Genomic DNA, 20,301 nt, shown 5'->3' with positions numbered 1-20,301 from the left:
ATGTTTAAATATAACGCTTAAAAAAGCGTTTGTCAAGCAAAAAATGGGTTTTTTATTCAACAATTGCCGACAAACACTTTTATAGTATGCTTTCAATTAGCGACTCAACGTATGCTTCCCTGTCCTTCTTGTTTTGCAGGTCTATGTTAAAAGTGCGCCCGGCTCCGTAATAAAAAAGCACAGGTGCCACCACTCCAGAGAACAGCTGCATAAGTTTTGCCGAAACGGTAAAATCGTCTGAAATCCCCGTCAACTCCTCAATAAGCGGTGTAATGCTGCACTCCAGCGTATCTATCAAGTCCACAATTCCTGCGCTTTTAACCCTGTTGTGGAGCAACTTGGTAACTATGAGATATATAATGCCGGGATATTCCATTATGTGTTCCATGGTCTTGATGGCCCAAAATTTTATCTTTTCTCTGGGTCCTGCATTTAAGCGTGCCATCTCTTCATATATACAATGGCTTTGACGAACAAAATACTTTTCAACCTCATTAAAGAGGTTATACTTTGAACGGAAGTAATAGTTGACCGACGCTAAGTTTACATTGGCCTTCTCAGCCAGCTCCCTCACGGTAAAATCCAGGTTGATCTGTCGTCCCACCATATCTATAGCTGTGGCTATGATCTTATCCTGCGTATCCATCTTGCCTCCCATCTAAAAGCCTCCTAAATTTTACAAATTTAATCGCGCAAAATGGCATAAAATGTGGTACACCTACAGTGTACCACAATCACTCACTTATTTAAATATCCTTTTGAGACTCATTTGACAAGCAATACCAGTTCATCATTATCCTGAGACTCCTCGAGTTGCACGCGCTCATTCCTAACCCTGTATTTCCAGTAACTTACGGGTTGTTGTCCATTTACCTTTATCTGCCATGTTTTTGTCAACACCACTTCATACTCTTCATGGTTGATCTGCGTACATTTTGTCTCAAGGATACATCTTACATTTATCCCTGGATACTCCCCTCCTATCCTGACCAGCACTTCCCTCGTACCATTCCAGTCCGGGAAATCCCTCCACATCCGGACAACCAGATATATTGGGTCTTGCCTTTTCTTGTCAACATAAGGAACAACAGGTGCATCCTCCCTGTTTATTTGTTTTAAATACTCCACTGCCTTTTCCACCTGTATATTCCATAGCTCCTGTTGCATCTGTTTATTCCATCTACCATCAATTACTCGTTGAGCCAAATCCGCCGGGAACATCTCTCTTACGGACCTCTCCCATAGTCCACCATCCATTGCCTCTCGGTACTCCACCACTTCATATTCTCCGCCGTCAGACTTTTTAAGCAGCATTCTTACCGGTATGCCCTCACCGCCCATGCCTGACTGAATGGTAAATGCACCATTTTCAAAGCCAAACCAGTTAAATTTTACCTGCATATAGACGGTTAATATGCCATCTTTCTCCTCCTGCCAATATATTTTATGTGCCTCTATAGCTTTTTCCCCTGCCAGATACATCCTTCTATTTCTTGCTAGAATATAGCTTGATATAACCTCCTCGAGATTTCTTTTATCCGTTCCCTCAGGAAGTATAACATTCCCACTTCCCTGATTTGTAGTTCCATGATAGAGGTCAAAATCAGCATCCACTATTTGAAACTCCCTTTGGGCTTCAAACTTCCCATACTTGTAAAACCACTCTCTGCCGCTGCTTACCCCTATGCCTCTTTCCTCATCATATACGCCCATGATCTTTGCACAGGCACACGCCATAATGTATTCTTTAAGCCCATCTTCATTGCTCTCCAAAAAAATCTCAAACATGTATTGAAGTGCCGGCTGGCCCAGCGAAACAAGCTCTTCAAAAGCTTTGCTCTTTTTTATGTAGTCATAGGCATCGGAAGACGTTGACGGATCTTCCTGAATTATCTTTTCCAGAAGCGCTTCTACCCTTTTCTTCAAAACCTCTTTATCTTCTGTGACTCCTGCATCTAGTAATTCTGAGGCAGAATATGAAGATTTTGGCTCTCCTGGCATTTTTTCTTCTTTAGTTGAGGAAACGATCTCCTGCATATTGCCACTATATAAATCCCCTTCAGCGTCAATTTTATTTTTAAATGACGAAGTAAGTCCTATTGCTCCAGTTAACACCACTACTAAGGCTGATACCATGATCCACAGTAGCGGCTTCTTGCCGTATTGGGCAATTAACCTTATCCTGCGCTCTATGGCTTTTTTGTCCCCCGAGGCGCCGGTGTGTACCGCCAGAAATAGGCGCCTTGCACTCATAGCAGCAACCGCCAAAATAGCTTTGCCATATTCAAGCTTTGAATCGGGAATCCGCTTTAAGACGGCTTCATCGCACGCTGCCTCCACATCCGCCCTAAATTTGAAAAGCGCGTACCAGGCCATGGGGTTAAACCAATGCAGACATGCTGCAAAAAGGTAAACCACATTGGCAATGTTATCGCAGCGCTTGATGTGGCACAGTTCGTGAAGTATCACATACCGCATAATATCTGGCATCTGGCCCTTGTTTGTGCCCACACTCCCGTCAAAACTATAGGTTAAACTCAAAGGCAGCACCAGCCTTGGTCTCAATATACCCAGCGTACATGGGACGCCGGGCAAATCCGCCAGGTATACCGCAACGGGCTTTCGCAGGCCGATGAGTTTGCTGCACTCATCAACCGTAAGCAGTACATCGTCATTCAAAGGCCCTTTTAATGACGATATCCGTTTCCACGCCCTTAAATATGCCGATATAAGGAAGGCAAAACACATCCCGAAGCCCAGCAACCATACCAATGGTAAAATTCTGCCCATTCGAACCCCGGAAGATCCTGCCAAAGGGATATCAACCATGGATGTGTTTGAGGTTGATGAACTCCTTTTGGCAATCAGAAATTGGTCGGCGTACCCATCCCCCGGGTTATCCACTGGAGACATTTGCAGCAACCGATCATCTAAAGCATGTGACTTCCCGCCAATCGCGTCATCAATCATACCGTATCGGTTATCCCCATTTACATCTTCAGATCCGTAGATAATGAAATTCTCCATCCTTTGAAGCAAATCCAAATTAAACAGGCTCAAGCTGCTTTCAATTCTGATGGGCAATAAAAACCTTGCTGCAACCAGCAACCACAATATCACCCAAACAAAGGCAGGGATCCTGTTTTGAAATAAAGCTTTCAAACACAGCACGACAAGGGCCAGAACCCCACCCGAAAAGGACATATAAACAATGGTTCTGAAAATCCCTTCAAGCACTGTTACTTCCTCCCTTCACGGGGATGCACGGAGGTCTTGCACTTTTCAAGCACCTTAAGGAGTTCGTCAATTTCCTCATCGCTTAAGTCCACATCATTCACAAAATTTGTTAAAAAGAGTTTCACGGAACCGTTATACACCCTCCTGAGAAATGCAAGAGTTTCATGCCTTCTGCATTCCTCCCTGGATACAAGGGGATAAAACAAATACGGCGATGTGCCTTCCTTTATTGCCACCGCTCCTTTTTTGATAAGGCGGGTAAGCATGGTGTGAATTGTGGTCTGTGACCAGTTATGCTCTCTAAGCGCTGATCTTATTTCGGAAAAAGTAGCTTGCCCTTTTTCCCATAAAACCTCCATTACCTGCCATTCCGCTTCACCTATGCTGGGAATCTTTTTCACAAAACCACCCCACACATGTAGAATGCCTATCTATATTCTACATTTGTAGTATGCGGTTTGTCAAGTAGCTAATTATGTAATATTTGCTTGATTCCATACAGCCAAATAAAAAAAGCCCTTAAAAGGCTTTTTATAAAAATATATCTTTCCAAATACGAGGTTTTTATAATGAAATCATATAATGCTTATCTCCACAAAGGTGTCACCATCTTCTACGTGAACCAGAGGATATGATTTACACCGTCCCAGCGCATCAACCAATCTTTTTATATCCCTTCCATCTATTTTGTCTAAAATCCTGCACACCTCTTCCAACTTATCATCCCGTTTATCCCTTGGAATAAATCTAATTATCGCTTTGCCCAATGAAAAGCATGATTTGAGCAAAAATAGCGGTATTACTATGGGAAAACATCTTGCTCCATCCTTAATGTTGATCTTGAAAAAACGTCCCTTGGCAGCTCTTACGCCTTCCCGGTTCTTTGACAACAAAGCAAGGGCCTCATCAAAATCAATTTGTCCTTTATCCAATTTCTCTAAAACCTCAATATTATCCATCTTATACCATCTCCAAACTACCCTTTACTCGCATTCTATTCGACTACCACGCATACATGAGCATTTTCATTCTCAATTTCAACCAGTTTACCGTGAGCTCCATTTTTAATGGACTGTACAAGCTCGTTAAAGTCGATATTCTTCAAAGCTTCCAGTTTGGGCTCAAACTGCCCCCCAATCTGGGTTCCCAGCTTTAACCCCACTTCAACTAATGATAAGGGAATATTTACGTCCACCTTCTTGGCTCCGTTTTCAACCACCTTAATTCTCAAAAATTTTTCATCGCCACCACCTGTGCTTGATTCATTTTGAGTTACGCCCCCATTTTCCAGCTCAATTGCATCAATGAGCTTTTCGGCTTCCTCCGCGGTGATCTTCTTCTCCTCTACCATCTTTAAGATCTTTCTTATTTCTTCCTTCATCATCCACCCATCCTTTCATTAATTTAATTTATTTAGGGTTCCCCCTCATCATACTCAATGCTTCTTCATAGGTGATGAGGCCCTGACTTAATAGGTCCAAAACTTCTCTTTTGTTTACCCGGTTCCTTTCATTGCTGCCCACGTCGTAACCCAGGCTACTAATAACGTCATCCAGCTTGCTGCGAACGGTTGGATATGAAATGTTGAGCTCCTTCTCCACTTCCTTGATGTTACCCCTGCATTTTATGAATACCTCGATGAAATGCTTCTGCTCGGGCGTTAAATAGCTGAACTTATCCAGTTTAAAATGCCCTTTGTATGTGGTGTCGCAGCGGCAGCAATGAAGCTCGGTCACTTCCAGCTTGTTGCCGCACACAGCGCATATCGTTATGATATCGTTTTGCAATTGCCATTCCCCCTACGGGTAAGATTTAATTCAATTACTATTATATCATCGAAATTAATTTTTTCAATATGTATTTTAATATTTTTAATTATTTTTGCCTCATTATTTAAAACTTTTACGCAAAATATTAAATATTTTTATTTCAGGCTATAAACTTTCATATTGCGGGCCACTTTAAAATTTGAAGACATCAATTTGATGTGCAACCTCGTTTTTGATCACCTGGAGCATATAGAATTAGCGCCCGTACATTTCACATCAGTATGTACGGGCGCCGATCTTATCGCTTATAAGGGGTTACACAAAACTTTTAGTCCTTCACCATCACCTTTGTAGTGAACTTCTTGTTATTCCCGATGATGAGCTTTTCTCCCACCAGATTGAATTCTCCCGTAACCCTTATATCCTCGGAAGAGCTGCCAATAAAGACGTCAACTTTCCCCGGTTCTACTACGAAGTTCATGTTCTCATCATAGAACCCCAACAGGGCAACGGGCAGCTCAAATATAACGGTTTTAGTCTGGCCCGGGTTTAGGCTTACGCGCTTGAAGCCTTTAAGCTCCTTCACCGGCCTGGTCACATTCCGTGCCGGGACGTGGACATACAGCTGCACCACTTCATCTCCCGCCATCTTGCCGGTGTTGGTCACGTCAACCTGTATGCGCACCTGGCCGCTTACATCGACATCCTGAGGCGTTATTTGCAGGTTACCGTACTCAAACGTGGTATAGCTCAATCCGTAACCAAACGGATACAGGGGTTTGGTGCTGCCCTCCACGTAATCACCCAGCCAGTGGGAGCGCCCTCCCGATGGCTTATGGGAATAGTATACCGGCACCTGCCCTACCGTGCGTGGGAAGCTTATGGGCAGCTTACCACCGGGATTATAATCGCCAAATAGCACATCGGCCACTGCCCTTCCGCCCTCCTCGCCCGGCAACCAAGCCTCCACTATCGCCGGCACGTTCTCGTGAATCCAGCCAATCGAGAGCGGCCTTGCATTGACCAGCACCACTACCACCGGAGTCCCTGTGGCATGGACTGCCTTTATGAGCTCTTCCTGCTTGCCAGTCAAATTCAAGTCACACCTGTCCCTGGCTTCGCCCGATGTGCAGCCATGTATGAGCCCCGACCTGTCGCCAACTACCACGATGGCAACGTCGGCTTTCTTTGCAATCTCAACAGCTTCGGCAAACCCGCTGGTATCCTCGCCCAGCACATCGCAGCCCTTGGCATACAGGACCTCGGTATTTTTGGATACCTTTTCTTTTATACCATCCAATATGGTGACCATGGATACGTACAGGTCTTTATCGGACAGATCAACATGCTCCGGCCTTGCCGTATCAAAGGTCTCGGTCATATTCAGCAGGGTCTCAATATGGCAGGCATATGCGTAGTCGCCAATCATGTTGCGCATGCTATGGGCGTTGGGACCGATGACCGCTATTGAACGTACATCTTTGCTCAACGGCAAGAGGTTATTCTCATTCTTCAACAACACTATCGATTCCTGTGCCACCTTTCGAGCCAGCTGACGTTGCTCGGGGGTTTCAAACACAGTTTTGGTCTTGGCAGGCTCGACATATGGATTATCGAACAATCCCAACCTGAACTTGTGCTCTAAAATTCGCGCCACAACCCTGTCAATGACCTCTTCAGAAAGAAGTCCCTGCTCAACTGCGGTCTTCAAAGGCTCACCGTAGCAATCGGTGCTGGGCAGCTCTATATCCACCCCCGATTCTATGCCATTCTTAGCTGCCAATACCTTATCAGGATTAAGCCTATGGTATTTATATAGCATGTTGATGGCAAAATAATCGGAAACTACCAATCCTTCAAAGCCCCATTCATCACGCAGTATATCTTTAAGTAACCACTTTGAAGCGTGACACGGTATCCCATCTATCTCATGATAAGCCGGCATGATGGAAGCCAGTTTGGCTTCTTTTACGGCTGCTTCAAAGGGGAATAGATATACCTCGCGCAATTCCCGTTCAGGAATATGCGCCGGTGCCCAGTTCATACCGCCTTCCGACATCCCATAGCCCACAAAATGTTTCCCTGTAGCCATAATGCCATCGTGCAAGCCCTCACCCTGCAGACCGTTAATATAGGCAATGCCCATTTGAGCCACCAGGTATGGGTCCTCACCAAACGTCTCCTCCGTTCTGCCCCATCTGGGGTCCCGCGTCACATCCAGCAAGGGGGCCAAAGCTTGATGGGCCCCTGCCGCTCTCATCTGCGTCCTTATCACTTCTCCTATGGCCCTAGCCAGTTCAGGGTTCCAGCTGCTGGCTACGCCGATCGTTTGTGGGAAACAAGTGGCTCCCTTTGCCATAAAACCGCTGCACGACTCTTCATGTACAATAGCCGGAATTCCGAGGCGAGTATTTTCTATCAGATATCTCTGTATCTCATTTGCTATTCTGGCGCAGGATTCCGGGTCCAAATTGCTGGCACCAGCAATGCGCGTAATTTGGCCAATACCATGTCCAATTCTGGAAGCAGCTTTATCAGGCGAAAATTTTGTGCCATCCAACACTTCGTACACCCATACCGCGCTAAGTTGGGCTATTTTTTCATCCAGCGTCATTCGGGAAAGCAGATCCTCAACCCGTTTTTCAATAGGCTGGTTTTTATCCTTGTATAAAGGCTCGCCCATCCAAGACCCTCCTCTGTTACAAAGATAATAAATATAACCCCATCCCCCTTAACAGGTAAACGCCAATTATTTAACGCTCAACAGGTACTCGTTGATCAAGGCCTTTATAACTTCCTGCCTTCCGGAACGGTTTTTGATTACAGGATTTTGCAGTGCATACTGCTCTAACGTCTTAAAGTTGGCCTTTCCGCTGACAATATCCAACCCAATGCCGCTCCTGTAACTGCTGTAACGCTCTTCTATAAACTTGTCTATTACCTTATCCTCTATCAGCTTTGCCGCAACTTTTAACCCTATGGCATAGGAGTCCATACCTGCAATATGAGCATAGAACAGGTCTTCGGGTTCAAAGGAGCCACGCCTTACTTTGGCATCGAAATTGATACCACCCGTTGTAAAGCCTCCGGCCTTCAATATCTCATACATCGCAAAGGTGGTCATATACAGATCAGTGGGAAATTCGTCGGTATCCCAGCCCAAAAGCAGGTCTCCCTGGTTTGCATCGATGGAGCCTAGCATGCCGTATATGCTTGCCACCCTGAGCTCGTGCTCAAAAGTATGCCCTGCCAGCGTAGCATGGTTGGCCTCAATGTTCAGCTTGAAATAGTCCTTCAAACCATAATGCTGCAGGAAGGCAATAACGGTTGCCGCATCGAAATCATACTGGTGTTTGGTGGGTTCCTTCGGCTTGGGCTCTATTAAGAACTGTCCTTTAAAACCAATTTCCTTCGCATACTCAACCGCCATATGTAAGAACCTGGCCAGATTATCCAGCTCCAATTTCATATCGGTGTTTAGTAGCGTCTCATATCCTTCTCTGCCGCCCCAGAATACGAAGTTCTCAGCGCCCAGCTCTACAGCTATTTCAAGGCTCTTCTTGACCTGGGCCGCCGCATACGCAAACACGTCGGCATTGCAGGATGTTGCAGCCCCATGCACATACCTAGGATGGCTAAATAGATTGGCCGTGTTCCACAAAAGCTTCACTTTGCTGGTCTTCATGTACTCTTTTATCATGGATACTATGACATCCAAATTCTTATTGGTTTCAGCCAGGGTATCGCCTTCGGGAGCAATATCGCGGTCATGGAAGCAGAAGAACGGCACATTCAGCTTTTCGAAAAATTCAAAGGCCGCTTCTACTCTAGCCTTGGCCAAATCCATTCCTGTATACTTGTCCCAGGGACGAATCATGTTCTTTTCTCCGAAGGGATCAGAACCGGTACCGGTAAAGGTATGCCAATAAGCCACCGAAAACCTCAAGTGCTCCTCCATCGTCTTTCCCATGATAACTTCAGAAGGGTTATAATGCTTAAATGCAAGAGGATTCTTAGAATCAGGACCTTCATAAGTGACGGACTTGATGTTATCAAAATATGCCATAAACGTGCACTCCCTTCTCATTTGTTTGTCTATTCTACAAATCATGTTATTATATTAAATATTATTAGTCAATATTTAAAGTAACATTAACCAAGATCAACGAAAAAATTCTATTGTTTAAGCCATACACAATCCCAAAATTTGTACATATTGCACAAAAAGCTTTTCATACTAAAAAAGGCCCATACCAAAGATTTGGTATGGACCCCTTCTCTGTCCAATCTTTTTATCAAAATTATTATAAATACTTCTTCCTTGGTACATAGTGGGTATGCAACAGCTCATGTGCCTTATGGCTATTGGGCTGGCCTAAATACTCCTCATACAACCTCTTAACCGAGGGATTTTCATGGGACTTCCTGAGAGGCAGGTTTCTGTCTTCCTGATAGATGGCGGAAGCCCTTACCTGCCTGGGATCTACGTCCATCCTGTCCTTGGCCTTGACTATGGGCTGGCCACCTCCGTTGACACAGCCACCGGGACATGCCATTATCTCGATAAAGTGATATTCTTTCTCGCCGGCTTTCACTTTTTCAAGAAGAGCTTTAGCATTGGCCGTGCCATGGGCTACCGCCGCCCTTATGGTCATGTCTCCCATGGAGATTTCTGCCTCTTTAACACCTTCCAGCCCGCGCACCTCTGTTATCTCCACATTTTCCAGCGGCTTGCCCGTCACTATCTCGAATACCGTCCTGAGGGCTGCCTCCATCACGCCGCCGGTTGCGCCGAATATAACGCCCGCTCCGGTGGAATCGCCAAAGAAGGAATCAAATTCCTCGTCGGGAAGATTTACAAAGTCTATGCCAGCCTGTTTGATCATCCTGGCAAGCTCACGAGTGGTCAGCACGACGTCAACATCGGGATAACCGGTAGCGCTGAGCTCGGGACGCGTAGCCTCAAACTTCTTGGCGGTACATGGCATTATTGAGACCACAAATATCTTGGACGGGTCGATGCCGTTTTTCTCGGCGTAATAGGACTTGATCATAGCGCCTACCATCTGGTGAGGCGATTTGCAGGTTGACAGATTATCCAGAAACTCAGGGAAATAGTGTTCGCAGTATTTGACCCACCCCGGGCTGCAGGAAGTGATCATGGGGAGCTTCCCGCCGTTCTTAAGCCTATTTATCAGTTCGGTGCCCTCTTCCATTATGGTCAGATCAGCGCCAAAGTCGGTATCAAACACCTTATCAAATCCCAGTCGCCTGAGGGCAGCCACCATCTTGCCCTTAACGATGGTGCCCATTTCCATGCCAAACTCTTCCCCAAGGGCTACGCGCACTGCCGGCGCAGTTTGTACCACCACATGGAGCTCGGGATTGTTCAATGCTTCCCATACTCTCTCGGTGTCGTCCTTTTCCTTAAGAGCGCCCACCGGACAGGCTTCGATGCACTGCCCGCAGTAAATACAGGGTACTTCGTTAAGGCTCATGCCGAACACCGGCGAAACGATTGTATTAAAACCTCTTTCGCTGACCCCAATGACGCCTATGCCCTGAACGTTTCTGCATACCGACACGCAGCGCCGGCACAGGATACACTTATTTGGATCACGCACTATGGAGGGCGAAAAATCGTCTATGGGATAATCAATGCGCTCTCCCTCAAACCTGATCTCATTTATGCCCAGCTTTTGGGCCAATTCCTGAAGTTCGCAATTCTGGTTGCGTACGCAGGTCAAACAGTTTCGATCATGGTTGGAGAGAATGAGTTCCAGGTTGACCCTTCTGGCTTCACGGACAGCAGGAGTATTGGTCCTCACTTCCATACCATCGGAAACTGGATAGACACAGGCGGCCTGCAGGGCCCTAGCGCCTTTCACTTCCACAACGCACATCCTGCAAGCCCCGATCTCGTTTATTCCTTTTAAATAGCACAGGGTTGGTATATCTATATTGGCAAGTCGAGCAGCTTCCAGGACAGTGCTTCCCTTGGGAACCTCAACCTGGACACCGTCTATAGTGACTTTGACCATTTCCATGTCTCTCACTCCCTTTCCTCTCCAAAATACACTCACTGCTTTTTAACGGCGTTAAACCGACATTTTTCCATACATACGCCGCACTTGATGCACTTGTCGGGGTCTATGCTATAGGGCTTTTTGAGCTCACCCGATATGGCGCCTACCGGACAGTTCCTAGCACACAATCCACAGCCTTTACACAGTTCAGGAATAATGACATACTGCAACAGCGCCTGACAGACCCCTGCCGGACAACGCTTCTCCTTTATGTGTGCTTCGTACTCGTCCCTGAAATAGCGGATGGTACTCAATACCGGATTGGGCGCCGTTTGTCCCAAACCGCACAGAGCAGATGCCTTTATATTCTTAGCAAGAAGCTCCAACTTCTCGATGTCCCCTTCTTGGCCTTTGCCGCTTACGATTCTGTCCAATATTTCAAGCATCCTTCTGGTACCAATACGGCAGGGCGGACATTTGCCGCAGGACTCGCTCACAGTGAAATCAAGGAAGAACCTCGCGATGTCAACCATGCAGGTATCCTCATCCATTATGATAAGGCCACCCGATCCCATCATGGATCCAATCTGAGTAAGGGATTCATAGTCAATGGGCGTGTCCAGGTACTCAGCCGGTATACAACCGCCGGATGGACCACCCGTTTGAGCAGCCTTAAATTTCTTGCCGCCGGGGATACCGCCGCCAATTTCATATACGATTTCGCGCAAGGTGGTACCCATGGGTATTTCCACTAAACCGGTGTTATTGATCTTTCCTCCCAGAGCGAACACCTTGGTTCCTTTGCTCTTTTCAGTCCCTATGGAGCTGAACCACTCCGGCCCCTTCAGGATGATCACTGGAATATTAGCATACGTCTCAACGTTGTTAAGAAGGGTAGGCTTTGAAAAGACCCCTTTTACCGCCGGGAATGGTGGCCTTGGCCTCGGCTCACCCCTTCGCCCTTCGATAGAAGCCATGAGGGCTGTCTCCTCGCCGCACACAAATGCCCCTGCACCAAGGCGTAGCTCTATATCAAAGTTAAAACCGGTTCCAAATATATCCTTCCCCAGCAAGCCATATTCCCTTGCCTGGGCTATAGCTATGGTCAAGCGCTTAACGGCTATCGGGTATTCTGCACGGACGTAAATGTAACCTTGGTCAGCCCCCACTGCATATCCCGCAATGGCCATAGCTTCGATGACGCTATGAGGGTCGCCCTCTAGGATACTTCGATCCATGAAAGCTCCTGGGTCGCCTTCGTCGGCGTTGCAGCAGACAAATTTCTTATCTCCCGGCGCTTTTCGCGTAAACTCCCATTTGAGACCTGTGGGGAACCCAGCGCCGCCTCTTCCTCTCAATCCTGATGCTTTAATGATCTCTATCACCTGTTCGGGCGTCATCTCTGTTAGCACTTTGCCCAGGGCCTTATAGCCATCCACGGCAATGTACTCTTCTATATTCTCCGGATCGATGACGCCGCAGTTCCTAAGGGCTACTCTCATCTGCTTTTTATAGAATCCCACTTCATCCAGCGACTTGATGGTCTGATCCTCAGCTACGCTGTCATGGTATAGTAGTCGCTTGACGATTCTTCCCTTAACCAGGTGCTCCTCGACGATTTCAGGTACGTCCTCAACCTTGACGCGGCTGTAAAAAGCGCCTTCGGGATAGACAATTACGATAGGCCCTACCTCGCACAGGCCAAAACACCCCGTCCTTACCACCTTAACCTCGTTCTGTATATGATGCTTTTCAAGTTCCTGGTTAAATCTATCGATAATACCTACGGATCCGGAGGAAGTACAGCCGGTTCCTCCGCACACCAGTACATGTGCACGATAAAGTTCCATGTTATCTACCTCCTCACAAACACATCATTGCTGGTCAGCAGCACCAATGGTGAACTCTGTTACCGGCCTACCATTTACAATGTGCTCGGCCACAATTCGCCTTACCTTTTCGGGCGTCAGCTTAACATAAGTCACCTTGTCTTCACCGGGCTTGTAAACCTCGGCCATGGGTTCGAAACGGCACATCCCTATACAACCCGTCTGGGTAACAATGACATCTTGAAGATTTCTCTTTTTCACCTCTTCTAAAAACGCTAAAAGCACCGGCCTCGCACCCGCGGCAATCCCGCAGGTCCCCATTCCAACAACTATCCTTGTGCCGTTTCTCTCTTTTCTCAAATTAACGGACTCCAAAGCCCGTTGCCTTATCTCCTCTAACTCTTTCAAAGATTTCATACTCCTCCACCTCCGCTTATTTCATCAATGCCTTCCCCTATATACTCCCTGATCCACTCCACCACATCGGGATGGTCGATGGGCAATCCTTCAAGCCTTTGCTGGACCTCCCTGGAATCAAAACGCAGCCTCCCTCCAGGAGCAATGTGAGTGTATACAAACTCTATCGACGGATTGCAGGCCACCAACGCTGCTATGGTCTGATCTATCCTGCCCAGAGGCGGACGGTCAATGTGATGATATTTGAACTCCACCCGCACCTCTGTGCCCTTCCCTGGTTGAGAAGATATATAAATCCCTCCATCGCACGCCTGAGCGGCCGCCTCCGCAAATGCCAACCCTAAGCCCACCCTTCGGGTAGTCCGCGTCGTATAGAAAGGATCGGTAATTTTCTTAACCATTTGAGGATCCATCCCCCGGCCGTTATCCTTGATGCTCAGTATAAGCTTATCATTTTGCACGTCCTCGATTACCGATATCTCGATAATGGTGGCCCCAGCCGCAATAGAGTTCTGGACCAGATCCAGCATATAAAGGGAAATATCTTCCATTCCTATTCATCCTTATATTGGGCGATTATCCCTTCCACGTCTTCGGGCTTAAGCCTGCCATATACATGGTCGTTTATCATCATAACCGGTGCCAGTCCGCAGGCTCCCAGGCATCGCGTAGCTTCCAATGTAAACTTGCCATCGTCAGTGGTATCACCCGCCTTGATTTTCAGGATTTCCTGCAGCTTATCCAGCACTTTTTGCGAACCCTTTACGTAGCAGGCCGTTCCCATGCACACCCCGATCTTATATTTGCCCTTTGGCTTTAAGGTAAACTGTGCATAAAAAGTGGCCACACTATATACATCGGTTATCGGAATATTAAGTTCCTCCGCTATATAGTTCTGCACATCTAAAGACAGGCAGCCAAATATCTCCTGGGCTTTCTGCAGTATAGGCATAAGGGGCCCTTCTTTGCCCTTATACTCCTCAATTACCTTTTTAAATTCTTCTAACTTTTCTTTATTTTCCGTCAAAACAGATGCCGCCATAGCTATCTCTCCCTCCCATATTCCTTCATGTTAAAATTTGCTCCCGTAAAATCGGCATTTTAATTTGTATACTTAAAACTGCTGTTATTTGTTCTACAGATAAGCTGCCACCTTTTTATCTACAATTCATTGCAATTTATATATTAAACAACACTAATCATGGATGCTGTTTAACAAGTGTTATTATCTCATATAATCACATTATAATCAAGAGTATTTGCTATTATTTTAACGAATTTTGTTACAAAATTTTTTTGTTATAAACACTGTTAAATAACAGTAAATCCTTTTAACCACTGTATAATATCAGTTAATGATACATTATATATGTCAATTAACATCTCTCTTTCCAATATTTGACCGAGTTGATGGGCATCTGAAGAATAGATATGCTTATATCCTCGATAATATATTGTGTAATTCGTGTCAAACTTCAAAAATTCCAAGACGTTAAAACCTAAATTTGGTGGGATAAATCCAAGCTGAGAGATGATGCTATAAGAAGGGCGATCGATATGAGCTGGCACCACAACCCCGCCTCTTTGGATGACCAGCTGTACTATCTGTTCAACGGACAGGTCAAGGGAGGAGAGCAGCAGTTCCTTCCTCTCGCCTATGATTTGATCATTTTGGTCCATTATATACTGATTGCCGAAGAGGTGCGGAACATTGGGCACCTGAGGCATGAAATGGCGGATACATGCATCAAAATCCAGCAGTCCTTCTATATCTTCAAAGTAGCACAGCAGATGAACATCCTCTTTTGTCTGCACCTCCATACCTGGTAGCACCAAAATGCGGCCGTCCGCGACATTCATGACGGCCTGCACGTTGTCACAGCTGTTGTGGTCAGTTACGGCTATGGCATCCAGTCCCTTTAAAATGGCCATATTTACTATATTATTGGGCGTCATATCATCATCAGCACAGGGAGACAACGCCGAATGTATATGAAGGTCAATGGCTATTTTCATATGCTTTTTCTCCTTAATAATATTAAAAAAAGCAGCCACATGCTCAAGAAGCCATCATACACCTTTCGCCGGCCACATCACATAAACAGCTATAGCAACCATGGCATACAGCGCCTCTTGCCTCCTTGAAATACCGGCCGCATCATTTCATACATACCAATAGCCTTATCCATTGCAATCCATTTCAATCTATAACAAACATTAATCTACGGCCTCACAGACAGGTGTAATACCCATCTGATACAGCTTACCCGCCAACTCAAAAGCCGTTAAATCGGAAGAAAGCACTATGATCCCCTCCTCCTCAGCCTTGTCCAAAACTTTTCGATCAACCTCTATGCCTTCTGGAATTATGACACAGGCCATCTCAACCAGTGCGGCCACCGCCACTATGTTCATATGGGTCTGCACCGTAATCCATGCCATTCCCTTTTTCCCTTTAGCCATCACCCTGCTCAAGAGGTCGCAGCAATAGCCGCTTTCCGCCTCTCGATCCAAAAACCTTTCTCCAGCCAACACCTTAAGGGATAAAGCCTCCACCATTTGCGATACCTTCATGATAGTTCACTCCTGCCTTTCTGTTTCTTTTCTCCCTCCCGGAATCTTTTCGGAAAGCTCAATCATCTCCTGCGCAAGCTGTTTTACTTTTTCCCTCAATTTAAAGACGCAGTCCATCTCAGAAGCGTAACCTCTCACTATGTCCTCTGCCAAAGTTCGACAGCTGGGCGAACCGCAGGAACCGCAATCAAGTCCTGGCAGGGTTTCGTATATCCTCTTTATGGTTTCCATCTTCTTCATGGCTTCCACTATATCGTCATCCAACTTCATAACGGGTTTGGGCAGTATCTTTTCGCTAAACCGCCACTGTATCTTTGGCGCAACCGCTTGTAAAGCATCTTCGGGCACCGGTTTGCCCCTTGCCTTTTCTGCCAGCTTCCTTATGCGGTTTTTAGCTACAAATCCGTTTTCAACCGTAAGCGGGCCGCCTACGCACCCTCCGGGACAGGCCAGGCCTTCAAAATACTCCAAGTCGGTCAGCTTTTCATCCTCTATCTCTTCCAGCACTCGTATGACATTCTGTATGCCGTCCACCGCCAGGTAACTATCAATCCCTAGCGAGGCGCATGCTCCTCCCGAGTTGGCCCAGCCCACCCCAAATGGCGATGCTATTTGGACAACCTCTTCGTCTTTCAGCTTGCTTAGCTGATTATAGAGCGGGCCGTATATCTCCTGGATGGAAATAGCGCCATCGACTGAAGACTTTTTCCTGCCTACCGGGTTACGAATGCTGGTCATCTTGGCTGCGCAAGGCGTAATGAAAAACACTCCCACATCTTCGGGCTTTACACCACATTTTTCACAAAATTCCATCCGTGCAAGCTGTGCAGCAATCTCCATAGGCGAATCAACGTCTACTATATTGTCTATCAACTCGGGAAAACGTACCTGAATGAGCCTAACAATAGCGGGACATGCTGAAGATATGAAAGGCCTTTTACGTTGTGGGTCCTTAAGCGCCTCTTTAACAAAAGCTGTCACATAATCTGCTCCTCTGGCAACCTCATACACGTAGTCAAAACCAATTTTTTTAAGGGCTATCAGAATTGCATTGGGATCTACCATGTCCTTGAACTGCCCATACAAAGTTGGAGCCGGCAGCGCTATGCGGTATCGAAATCTCTCTATAGAGGATAAAGGGTCTGTAACGGCTACTTTTGCATGATAGGGACATACCCTTATGCACTCCCCGCAGTCTATACACCTCTCTGCAATTATCCTGGCCTTGCCATCCCTCACCCTTATAGCTTCGGTAGGGCATCTTTTTATACAGTTGGTACATCCCCTGCACTTGTCCTTCCTCAAGGTAACCGAATGATAATATTCCTTCAATTCCATCACCCTGCTTTTATGTCAAAATACATCTCCAGGAGCGTTCCCTTTCCCACACTGGATTGGATGTTTAACCGATCAGCACAGCGTTTAATGTTGGGAAGCCCCATCCCCGCACCAAACCCCAACTCTCTAGCTATCTCTGGTGCTGTAGAGTACCCCTCCTGCATGGCCAAAGCTATATCCGGGATGCCAGGACCCCTATCCTCCGCTGTCACGATAATGAATTGAGGGGTTACCTTAAGCCTCATCTCTCCACCCACTGAATGTATTATCAAATTCATCTCAGCCTCATAGGCCGCTATGGTAACCCGCCGAGTCAGAGCGGGATCAATCCCCAGCTGCTTCAATATTTTCTTTATTTGGCTGGAAGCCTCCCCTGCTGAAGCAAAATCCCAGGCTTTAATGCGGAATACCTGTTCAATGGAATAATAGTCATCCTTCATATCATGATTCCCTCGTACAGCCAGGTAATCCCGCACTGTATAGCCTTCCACATGCCTCATACATGGTATATTTTGTGGCTAGCACCGCAATTCCCATATTTCTGGCCATATCCACCACTTCATCGGCAGGCATTCGACCGCCCACAAACACTATGGCAGTAACCTCCAGAAATTCAGCCATCTTAATGACATGAGCATTGGTGAGACCAGTAAGCAATATGGTTTGATTTTTCACATAGGATAATATATCGCTCATGAGGTCTGATGCGCAGGCCGAAAATACTTCTCTGTCTAGCAACTCTTGGCCTGCTAAGACAGTAGCATTAAGCAAATTGCATATCTCCTGTATCTTCAAATTACTGGATCCTCCTTATTCGCCGGTTATGCTATCTATATACTGCTTGTACCTGTAAACCATATCAATATAAGTATACTTTATTTTTGACGAATTGGCTACCCTGTCCGAAACATTTCCTTCAAATATTTTGCTTAAGCTTTCGATGCCTTCTTGATAAAGCCGCTGAAGACCAGCCAATACATGGTTGCTCTCCTGTGTGGCCGAATACGCTTTGAGCTGCTCAAGGATAGAGTCAAACTCGTCAATGGTGGCTTCTATGCCCTTTTTGGCATCCTCTACCGATATGGCCGAAGTATCCAGTTTTTTCACCATGTCTTCCAAAGCCTTGGTTCTATCAATCCAAGTTGAAAAAGCAGTTTTGATGCTGCTCACTTTTTCTGCAGAGGCGGTTATCTCCATATTCACGCCGGGCACCAAAATGGAATATATCTGACTTTCTATCCCCTCCTCTCCCAGCTGCTGCTTTACCTTTTGGGCATCATCCTGGGAAGCATACCCCATAGCCAAAACGCGAAAATACTTATCATATAAAATATACCCTGCAGCTCCTTTCGCTTGAATTTCTCGAGCAGCCGCTTCAGCATTTTCTTTACTTGTGAAGGCGCCCAGCTGTATGGCATACAGATTAAAAGGGTCTATGTTAAGCTGTTCCGTCACCTTCTGGATGGAATCAGAGCTTCCATTGGGGCTTTCATCAGAAGAGCCATCGCCTCCATCGGGAACAGTAAGATGGGTATCAGGTACTTCAACGGATGCATTGTCTTGGCCCTGGTTAGTATCGGCAACGTCGTCCAAAAAGGATGTAATTATCCGGCTTATAAAATTGCCAGCTGCACCGGCTGATCCTATATATAAAGCCAAAAACAGTAAAAGCCCCAAAAAGAGTACCCAAGTGTAACGCCGCCGGTTTCTCCTCCTTAACCGTGAGTAACGCATAAGGATTCCTCCTTTGATTTAAAATCCCAAGATAAATTTATACTTACTTATATCTATGGCAGGTCCACCTGATTTATGATAAAATGATACCCAGAACTTTCTATTATGATGGATGGAGGTAAGCCATGAAATACCACATCGATACCATTCCCGTATGGGATGCCTATCATCAAGGAGGAGAATGCCCCTTATGCAACCTGGAAAACAGGATAGAGGCAAGTTACGTTGAATCCTTTCTCGGCGGTTCGGTAATGGAACCCGATACCCGGATAGAGGTCAATAAAACCGGGTTTTGCCCTCACCACTTTCAATTGCTGTATGACGCTCAAAATCGTTTGGGTCTGGCTTTAATGACCCATACCCATCTCAAAGAGTTTATGGAGAAATTCCAGCAGCGCTGCAATGGGATCTTAAAAGCAAGTAAAGCCATGGGCGCCTTCGCACTGAGCAACCTAATCAAAGGAAAAAAAGATATGCAACAGCTTACAGTCCAATTTGAGGAATGGCTTAACGCACAGCATCATCAGTGTATAATCTGCAACCGGATGTCAGATACCATGAACCGATATGCCTACACAATCCTCTATCTGTGGGATACAGATAAGGAGTTCAAAAAAATTTTTGAGTCTTCAAAGGGCTTTTGCCTTAAACACCTGGCCCTGACCATAAAAATAGCCAGAGAGACCATGCCTTCGAATAAACAAGCTCTCTGGCTGTCCGATGTAATTCCGCTACAGATCAGGTCCTTTCATAACCTGGAGCAGGAACTGTCCCAGTTCATCAACAAATTCGACTACCGCAATCAGGACAAACCCTTAGGAAGCGCAAAAGACTCGCTTGCCCGTACCATACAAAAGCTCACAGGGAAATTTATGGACTGATATCGGCCAGTAAAGAATGATTACTCCTGGTACTGTTCCAGGCTTACGCCAACCGCCGTCAGTATGTGCACAGCCAAGTCATCTGGATAAGGGTGTTTATATACAACCCTCTTTATGCCGCTGTTGATTATGAGCTTGGCGCATATGACGCAGGGCTGGTGGGTACAGTACATGGTGGCGCCATCAACCGATATTCCCATCTTGGCCGCTTGCGCAATGGCATTTTGTTCGGCATGAACCGCATAGCAGTACTCGTGATGGGTTCCGGAAGGTATGTTTGCCTTTCTCCTTAAACACTCTCCTTTTTCAACGCAGCTGGTATATCCCGAAGGAGCGCCGTTGTAACCGGTGGTCAAAATGCGTTTATTCTTTACAATGACCGCCCCTATTTTCCTGTTGGGCTGATAACAGCTAGACCAATTGGCAATAAGCTCTGCTACCTCCATAAACCTCTTATCCCACTTATCCACAAGATACCCTCCTCAAACGATTCCTA

The 20,301-nt window shown here is 46.2% G+C and carries 21 protein-coding genes; 1 reads left to right on the top strand and 20 read right to left on the bottom strand.

Annotation, left to right across the window (positions count from 1 at the left end; genetic code table 11):
* Positions 1–79 precede the first annotated feature (79 nt).
* The 19 genes from FWJ59_RS02320 to FWJ59_RS02230 all read right to left on the bottom strand — a co-directional run bounded on the left by FWJ59_RS02320 (position 80) and on the right by FWJ59_RS02230 (position 18,924).
* The gene (locus FWJ59_RS02320) at positions 80–658 is read right to left on the bottom strand and encodes a TetR/AcrR family transcriptional regulator (protein ID WP_414480375.1); all 579 of its coding nucleotides are present in this window, start codon (positions 656–658) and stop codon (positions 80–82) included.
* 107 nt (positions 659–765) lie between these two features.
* On the bottom strand, positions 766–3,237 hold the full coding sequence (locus FWJ59_RS02315; RefSeq protein WP_414480374.1) for a M56 family metallopeptidase: 2,472 nt from the start codon (positions 3,235–3,237) through the stop codon (positions 766–768).
* Positions 3,238–3,239: 2 nt separating this feature from the next.
* Positions 3,240–3,638: a BlaI/MecI/CopY family transcriptional regulator gene (locus FWJ59_RS02310; RefSeq protein WP_414480373.1), complete on the bottom strand. Its 399-nt coding sequence runs from the start codon at positions 3,636–3,638 to the stop codon at positions 3,240–3,242.
* A gap of 174 nt (positions 3,639–3,812) precedes the next feature.
* Entirely contained in the window at positions 3,813–4,196 is a 384-nt protein-coding gene (locus FWJ59_RS02305; RefSeq protein WP_414480372.1) for a hypothetical protein, read from the bottom strand.
* Positions 4,197–4,231: 35 nt separating this feature from the next.
* Positions 4,232–4,618 (bottom strand): SHOCT-like domain-containing protein, encoded by a 387-nt coding sequence (locus FWJ59_RS02300; RefSeq protein ID WP_414480371.1) that lies wholly within the window; start codon positions 4,616–4,618, stop codon positions 4,232–4,234.
* Positions 4,619–4,646: 28 nt separating this feature from the next.
* Positions 4,647–5,024, bottom strand: a complete 378-nt coding sequence (locus tag FWJ59_RS02295; protein ID WP_414480370.1) for a DUF2089 domain-containing protein — start codon at positions 5,022–5,024, stop codon at positions 4,647–4,649.
* Positions 5,025–5,334: 310 nt separating this feature from the next.
* The gene (locus tag FWJ59_RS02290; RefSeq protein ID WP_414480369.1) at positions 5,335–7,689 is read right to left on the bottom strand and encodes a glycoside hydrolase family 3 N-terminal domain-containing protein; all 2,355 of its coding nucleotides are present in this window, start codon (positions 7,687–7,689) and stop codon (positions 5,335–5,337) included.
* Positions 7,690–7,755: 66 nt separating this feature from the next.
* Positions 7,756–9,072 (bottom strand): xylose isomerase, encoded by a 1,317-nt coding sequence (xylA, locus tag FWJ59_RS02285; RefSeq protein ID WP_414480368.1) that lies wholly within the window; start codon positions 9,070–9,072, stop codon positions 7,756–7,758.
* 238 nt (positions 9,073–9,310) lie between these two features.
* Positions 9,311–11,053: an NADH-dependent [FeFe] hydrogenase, group A6 gene (locus FWJ59_RS02280; RefSeq protein WP_414480377.1), complete on the bottom strand. Its 1,743-nt coding sequence runs from the start codon at positions 11,051–11,053 to the stop codon at positions 9,311–9,313.
* A gap of 32 nt (positions 11,054–11,085) precedes the next feature.
* The gene (gene nuoF, locus FWJ59_RS02275; protein ID WP_414480367.1) at positions 11,086–12,882 is read right to left on the bottom strand and encodes an NADH-quinone oxidoreductase subunit NuoF; all 1,797 of its coding nucleotides are present in this window, start codon (positions 12,880–12,882) and stop codon (positions 11,086–11,088) included.
* 24 nt (positions 12,883–12,906) lie between these two features.
* Entirely contained in the window at positions 12,907–13,278 is a 372-nt protein-coding gene (locus FWJ59_RS02270; RefSeq protein ID WP_414480366.1) for a (2Fe-2S) ferredoxin domain-containing protein, read from the bottom strand.
* Complete coding sequence (locus tag FWJ59_RS02265; protein WP_414480365.1) at positions 13,275–13,829, bottom strand: ATP-binding protein; 555 nt, start codon at positions 13,827–13,829, stop codon at positions 13,275–13,277. The genes FWJ59_RS02270 and FWJ59_RS02265 overlap by 4 nt, the downstream gene beginning before the upstream one ends.
* Before the next feature lie 2 nt (positions 13,830–13,831).
* The gene (nuoE, locus tag FWJ59_RS02260; RefSeq protein ID WP_414480364.1) at positions 13,832–14,320 is read right to left on the bottom strand and encodes an NADH-quinone oxidoreductase subunit NuoE; all 489 of its coding nucleotides are present in this window, start codon (positions 14,318–14,320) and stop codon (positions 13,832–13,834) included.
* Between the two features lie 269 nt (positions 14,321–14,589).
* Entirely contained in the window at positions 14,590–15,294 is a 705-nt protein-coding gene (locus tag FWJ59_RS02255) for a PHP domain-containing protein (RefSeq protein WP_414480363.1), read from the bottom strand.
* Between the two features lie 201 nt (positions 15,295–15,495).
* Positions 15,496–15,852: a DRTGG domain-containing protein gene (locus FWJ59_RS02250; protein WP_414480362.1), complete on the bottom strand. Its 357-nt coding sequence runs from the start codon at positions 15,850–15,852 to the stop codon at positions 15,496–15,498.
* Positions 15,853–15,858: 6 nt separating this feature from the next.
* Positions 15,859–17,190: a [Fe-Fe] hydrogenase large subunit C-terminal domain-containing protein gene (locus tag FWJ59_RS02245; protein WP_414480376.1), complete on the bottom strand. Its 1,332-nt coding sequence runs from the start codon at positions 17,188–17,190 to the stop codon at positions 15,859–15,861.
* Entirely contained in the window at positions 17,190–17,690 is a 501-nt protein-coding gene (locus FWJ59_RS02240; RefSeq protein ID WP_414480361.1) for an ATP-binding protein, read from the bottom strand. Before FWJ59_RS02240 ends, FWJ59_RS02245 begins: the two co-directional genes overlap by 1 nt.
* Complete coding sequence (locus FWJ59_RS02235) at positions 17,632–17,985, bottom strand: DRTGG domain-containing protein (protein ID WP_414480360.1); 354 nt, start codon at positions 17,983–17,985, stop codon at positions 17,632–17,634. The genes FWJ59_RS02240 and FWJ59_RS02235 overlap by 59 nt, the downstream gene beginning before the upstream one ends.
* A 15-nt stretch (positions 17,986–18,000) precedes the next feature.
* On the bottom strand, positions 18,001–18,924 hold the full coding sequence (locus tag FWJ59_RS02230; RefSeq protein WP_414480359.1) for an SPOR domain-containing protein: 924 nt from the start codon (positions 18,922–18,924) through the stop codon (positions 18,001–18,003).
* Positions 18,925–19,049: 125 nt separating this feature from the next.
* Here FWJ59_RS02230 and FWJ59_RS02225 point away from each other — a divergent pair, with 125 nt between their 5' ends.
* Entirely contained in the window at positions 19,050–19,805 is a 756-nt protein-coding gene (locus FWJ59_RS02225; protein ID WP_414480358.1) for a DUF6062 family protein, read from the top strand.
* Between the two features lie 20 nt (positions 19,806–19,825).
* Here FWJ59_RS02225 and FWJ59_RS02220 read toward each other — a convergent pair whose 3' ends face one another.
* Positions 19,826–20,275 (bottom strand): deoxycytidylate deaminase, encoded by a 450-nt coding sequence (locus FWJ59_RS02220; protein ID WP_414480357.1) that lies wholly within the window; start codon positions 20,273–20,275, stop codon positions 19,826–19,828.
* Between the last annotated feature and the right edge of the window lie 26 nt (positions 20,276–20,301).

This window comes from Caldicoprobacter sp., from assembly GCF_047459465.1.
In the GTDB taxonomy this organism is placed as follows: domain Bacteria; phylum Bacillota; class Clostridia; order Caldicoprobacterales; family Caldicoprobacteraceae; genus Caldicoprobacter.
This window is presented reverse-complemented; position numbering and strand designations above follow the sequence as displayed.

Coding starts and splice junctions, on each gene's coding strand:
- FWJ59_RS02265 (WP_414480365.1), bottom strand. CDS start 13,829: ATGGAAGATATTTCCCTTTATATGCTGGATCTGGTCCAGAACTCTATT.
- FWJ59_RS02305 (WP_414480372.1), bottom strand. CDS start 4,196: ATGGATAATATTGAGGTTTTAGAGAAATTGGATAAAGGACAAATTGAT.
- FWJ59_RS02240 (WP_414480361.1), bottom strand. CDS start 17,690: ATGAGGCATGTGGAAGGCTATACAGTGCGGGATTACCTGGCTGTACGA.
- FWJ59_RS02320 (WP_414480375.1), bottom strand. CDS start 658: ATGGGAGGCAAGATGGATACGCAGGATAAGATCATAGCCACAGCTATA.
- nuoE (WP_414480364.1), bottom strand. CDS start 14,320: ATGGCGGCATCTGTTTTGACGGAAAATAAAGAAAAGTTAGAAGAATTT.
- nuoF (WP_414480367.1), bottom strand. CDS start 12,882: ATGGAACTTTATCGTGCACATGTACTGGTGTGCGGAGGAACCGGCTGT.
- FWJ59_RS02300 (WP_414480371.1), bottom strand. CDS start 4,618: ATGAAGGAAGAAATAAGAAAGATCTTAAAGATGGTAGAGGAGAAGAAG.
- FWJ59_RS02280 (WP_414480377.1), bottom strand. CDS start 11,053: ATGGAAATGGTCAAAGTCACTATAGACGGTGTCCAGGTTGAGGTTCCC.
- FWJ59_RS02290 (WP_414480369.1), bottom strand. CDS start 7,689: ATGGGCGAGCCTTTATACAAGGATAAAAACCAGCCTATTGAAAAACGG.
- FWJ59_RS02255 (WP_414480363.1), bottom strand. CDS start 15,294: ATGAAAATAGCCATTGACCTTCATATACATTCGGCGTTGTCTCCCTGT.
- FWJ59_RS02270 (WP_414480366.1), bottom strand. CDS start 13,278: ATGAAATCTTTGAAAGAGTTAGAGGAGATAAGGCAACGGGCTTTGGAG.
- xylA (WP_414480368.1), bottom strand. CDS start 9,072: ATGGCATATTTTGATAACATCAAGTCCGTCACTTATGAAGGTCCTGAT.
- FWJ59_RS02250 (WP_414480362.1), bottom strand. CDS start 15,852: ATGAAGGTATCGCAAATGGTGGAGGCTTTATCCCTTAAGGTGTTGGCT.
- FWJ59_RS02230 (WP_414480359.1), bottom strand. CDS start 18,924: ATGCGTTACTCACGGTTAAGGAGGAGAAACCGGCGGCGTTACACTTGG.
- FWJ59_RS02245 (WP_414480376.1), bottom strand. CDS start 17,190: ATGGAATTGAAGGAATATTATCATTCGGTTACCTTGAGGAAGGACAAG.
- FWJ59_RS02225 (WP_414480358.1), top strand. CDS start 19,050: ATGAAATACCACATCGATACCATTCCCGTATGGGATGCCTATCATCAA.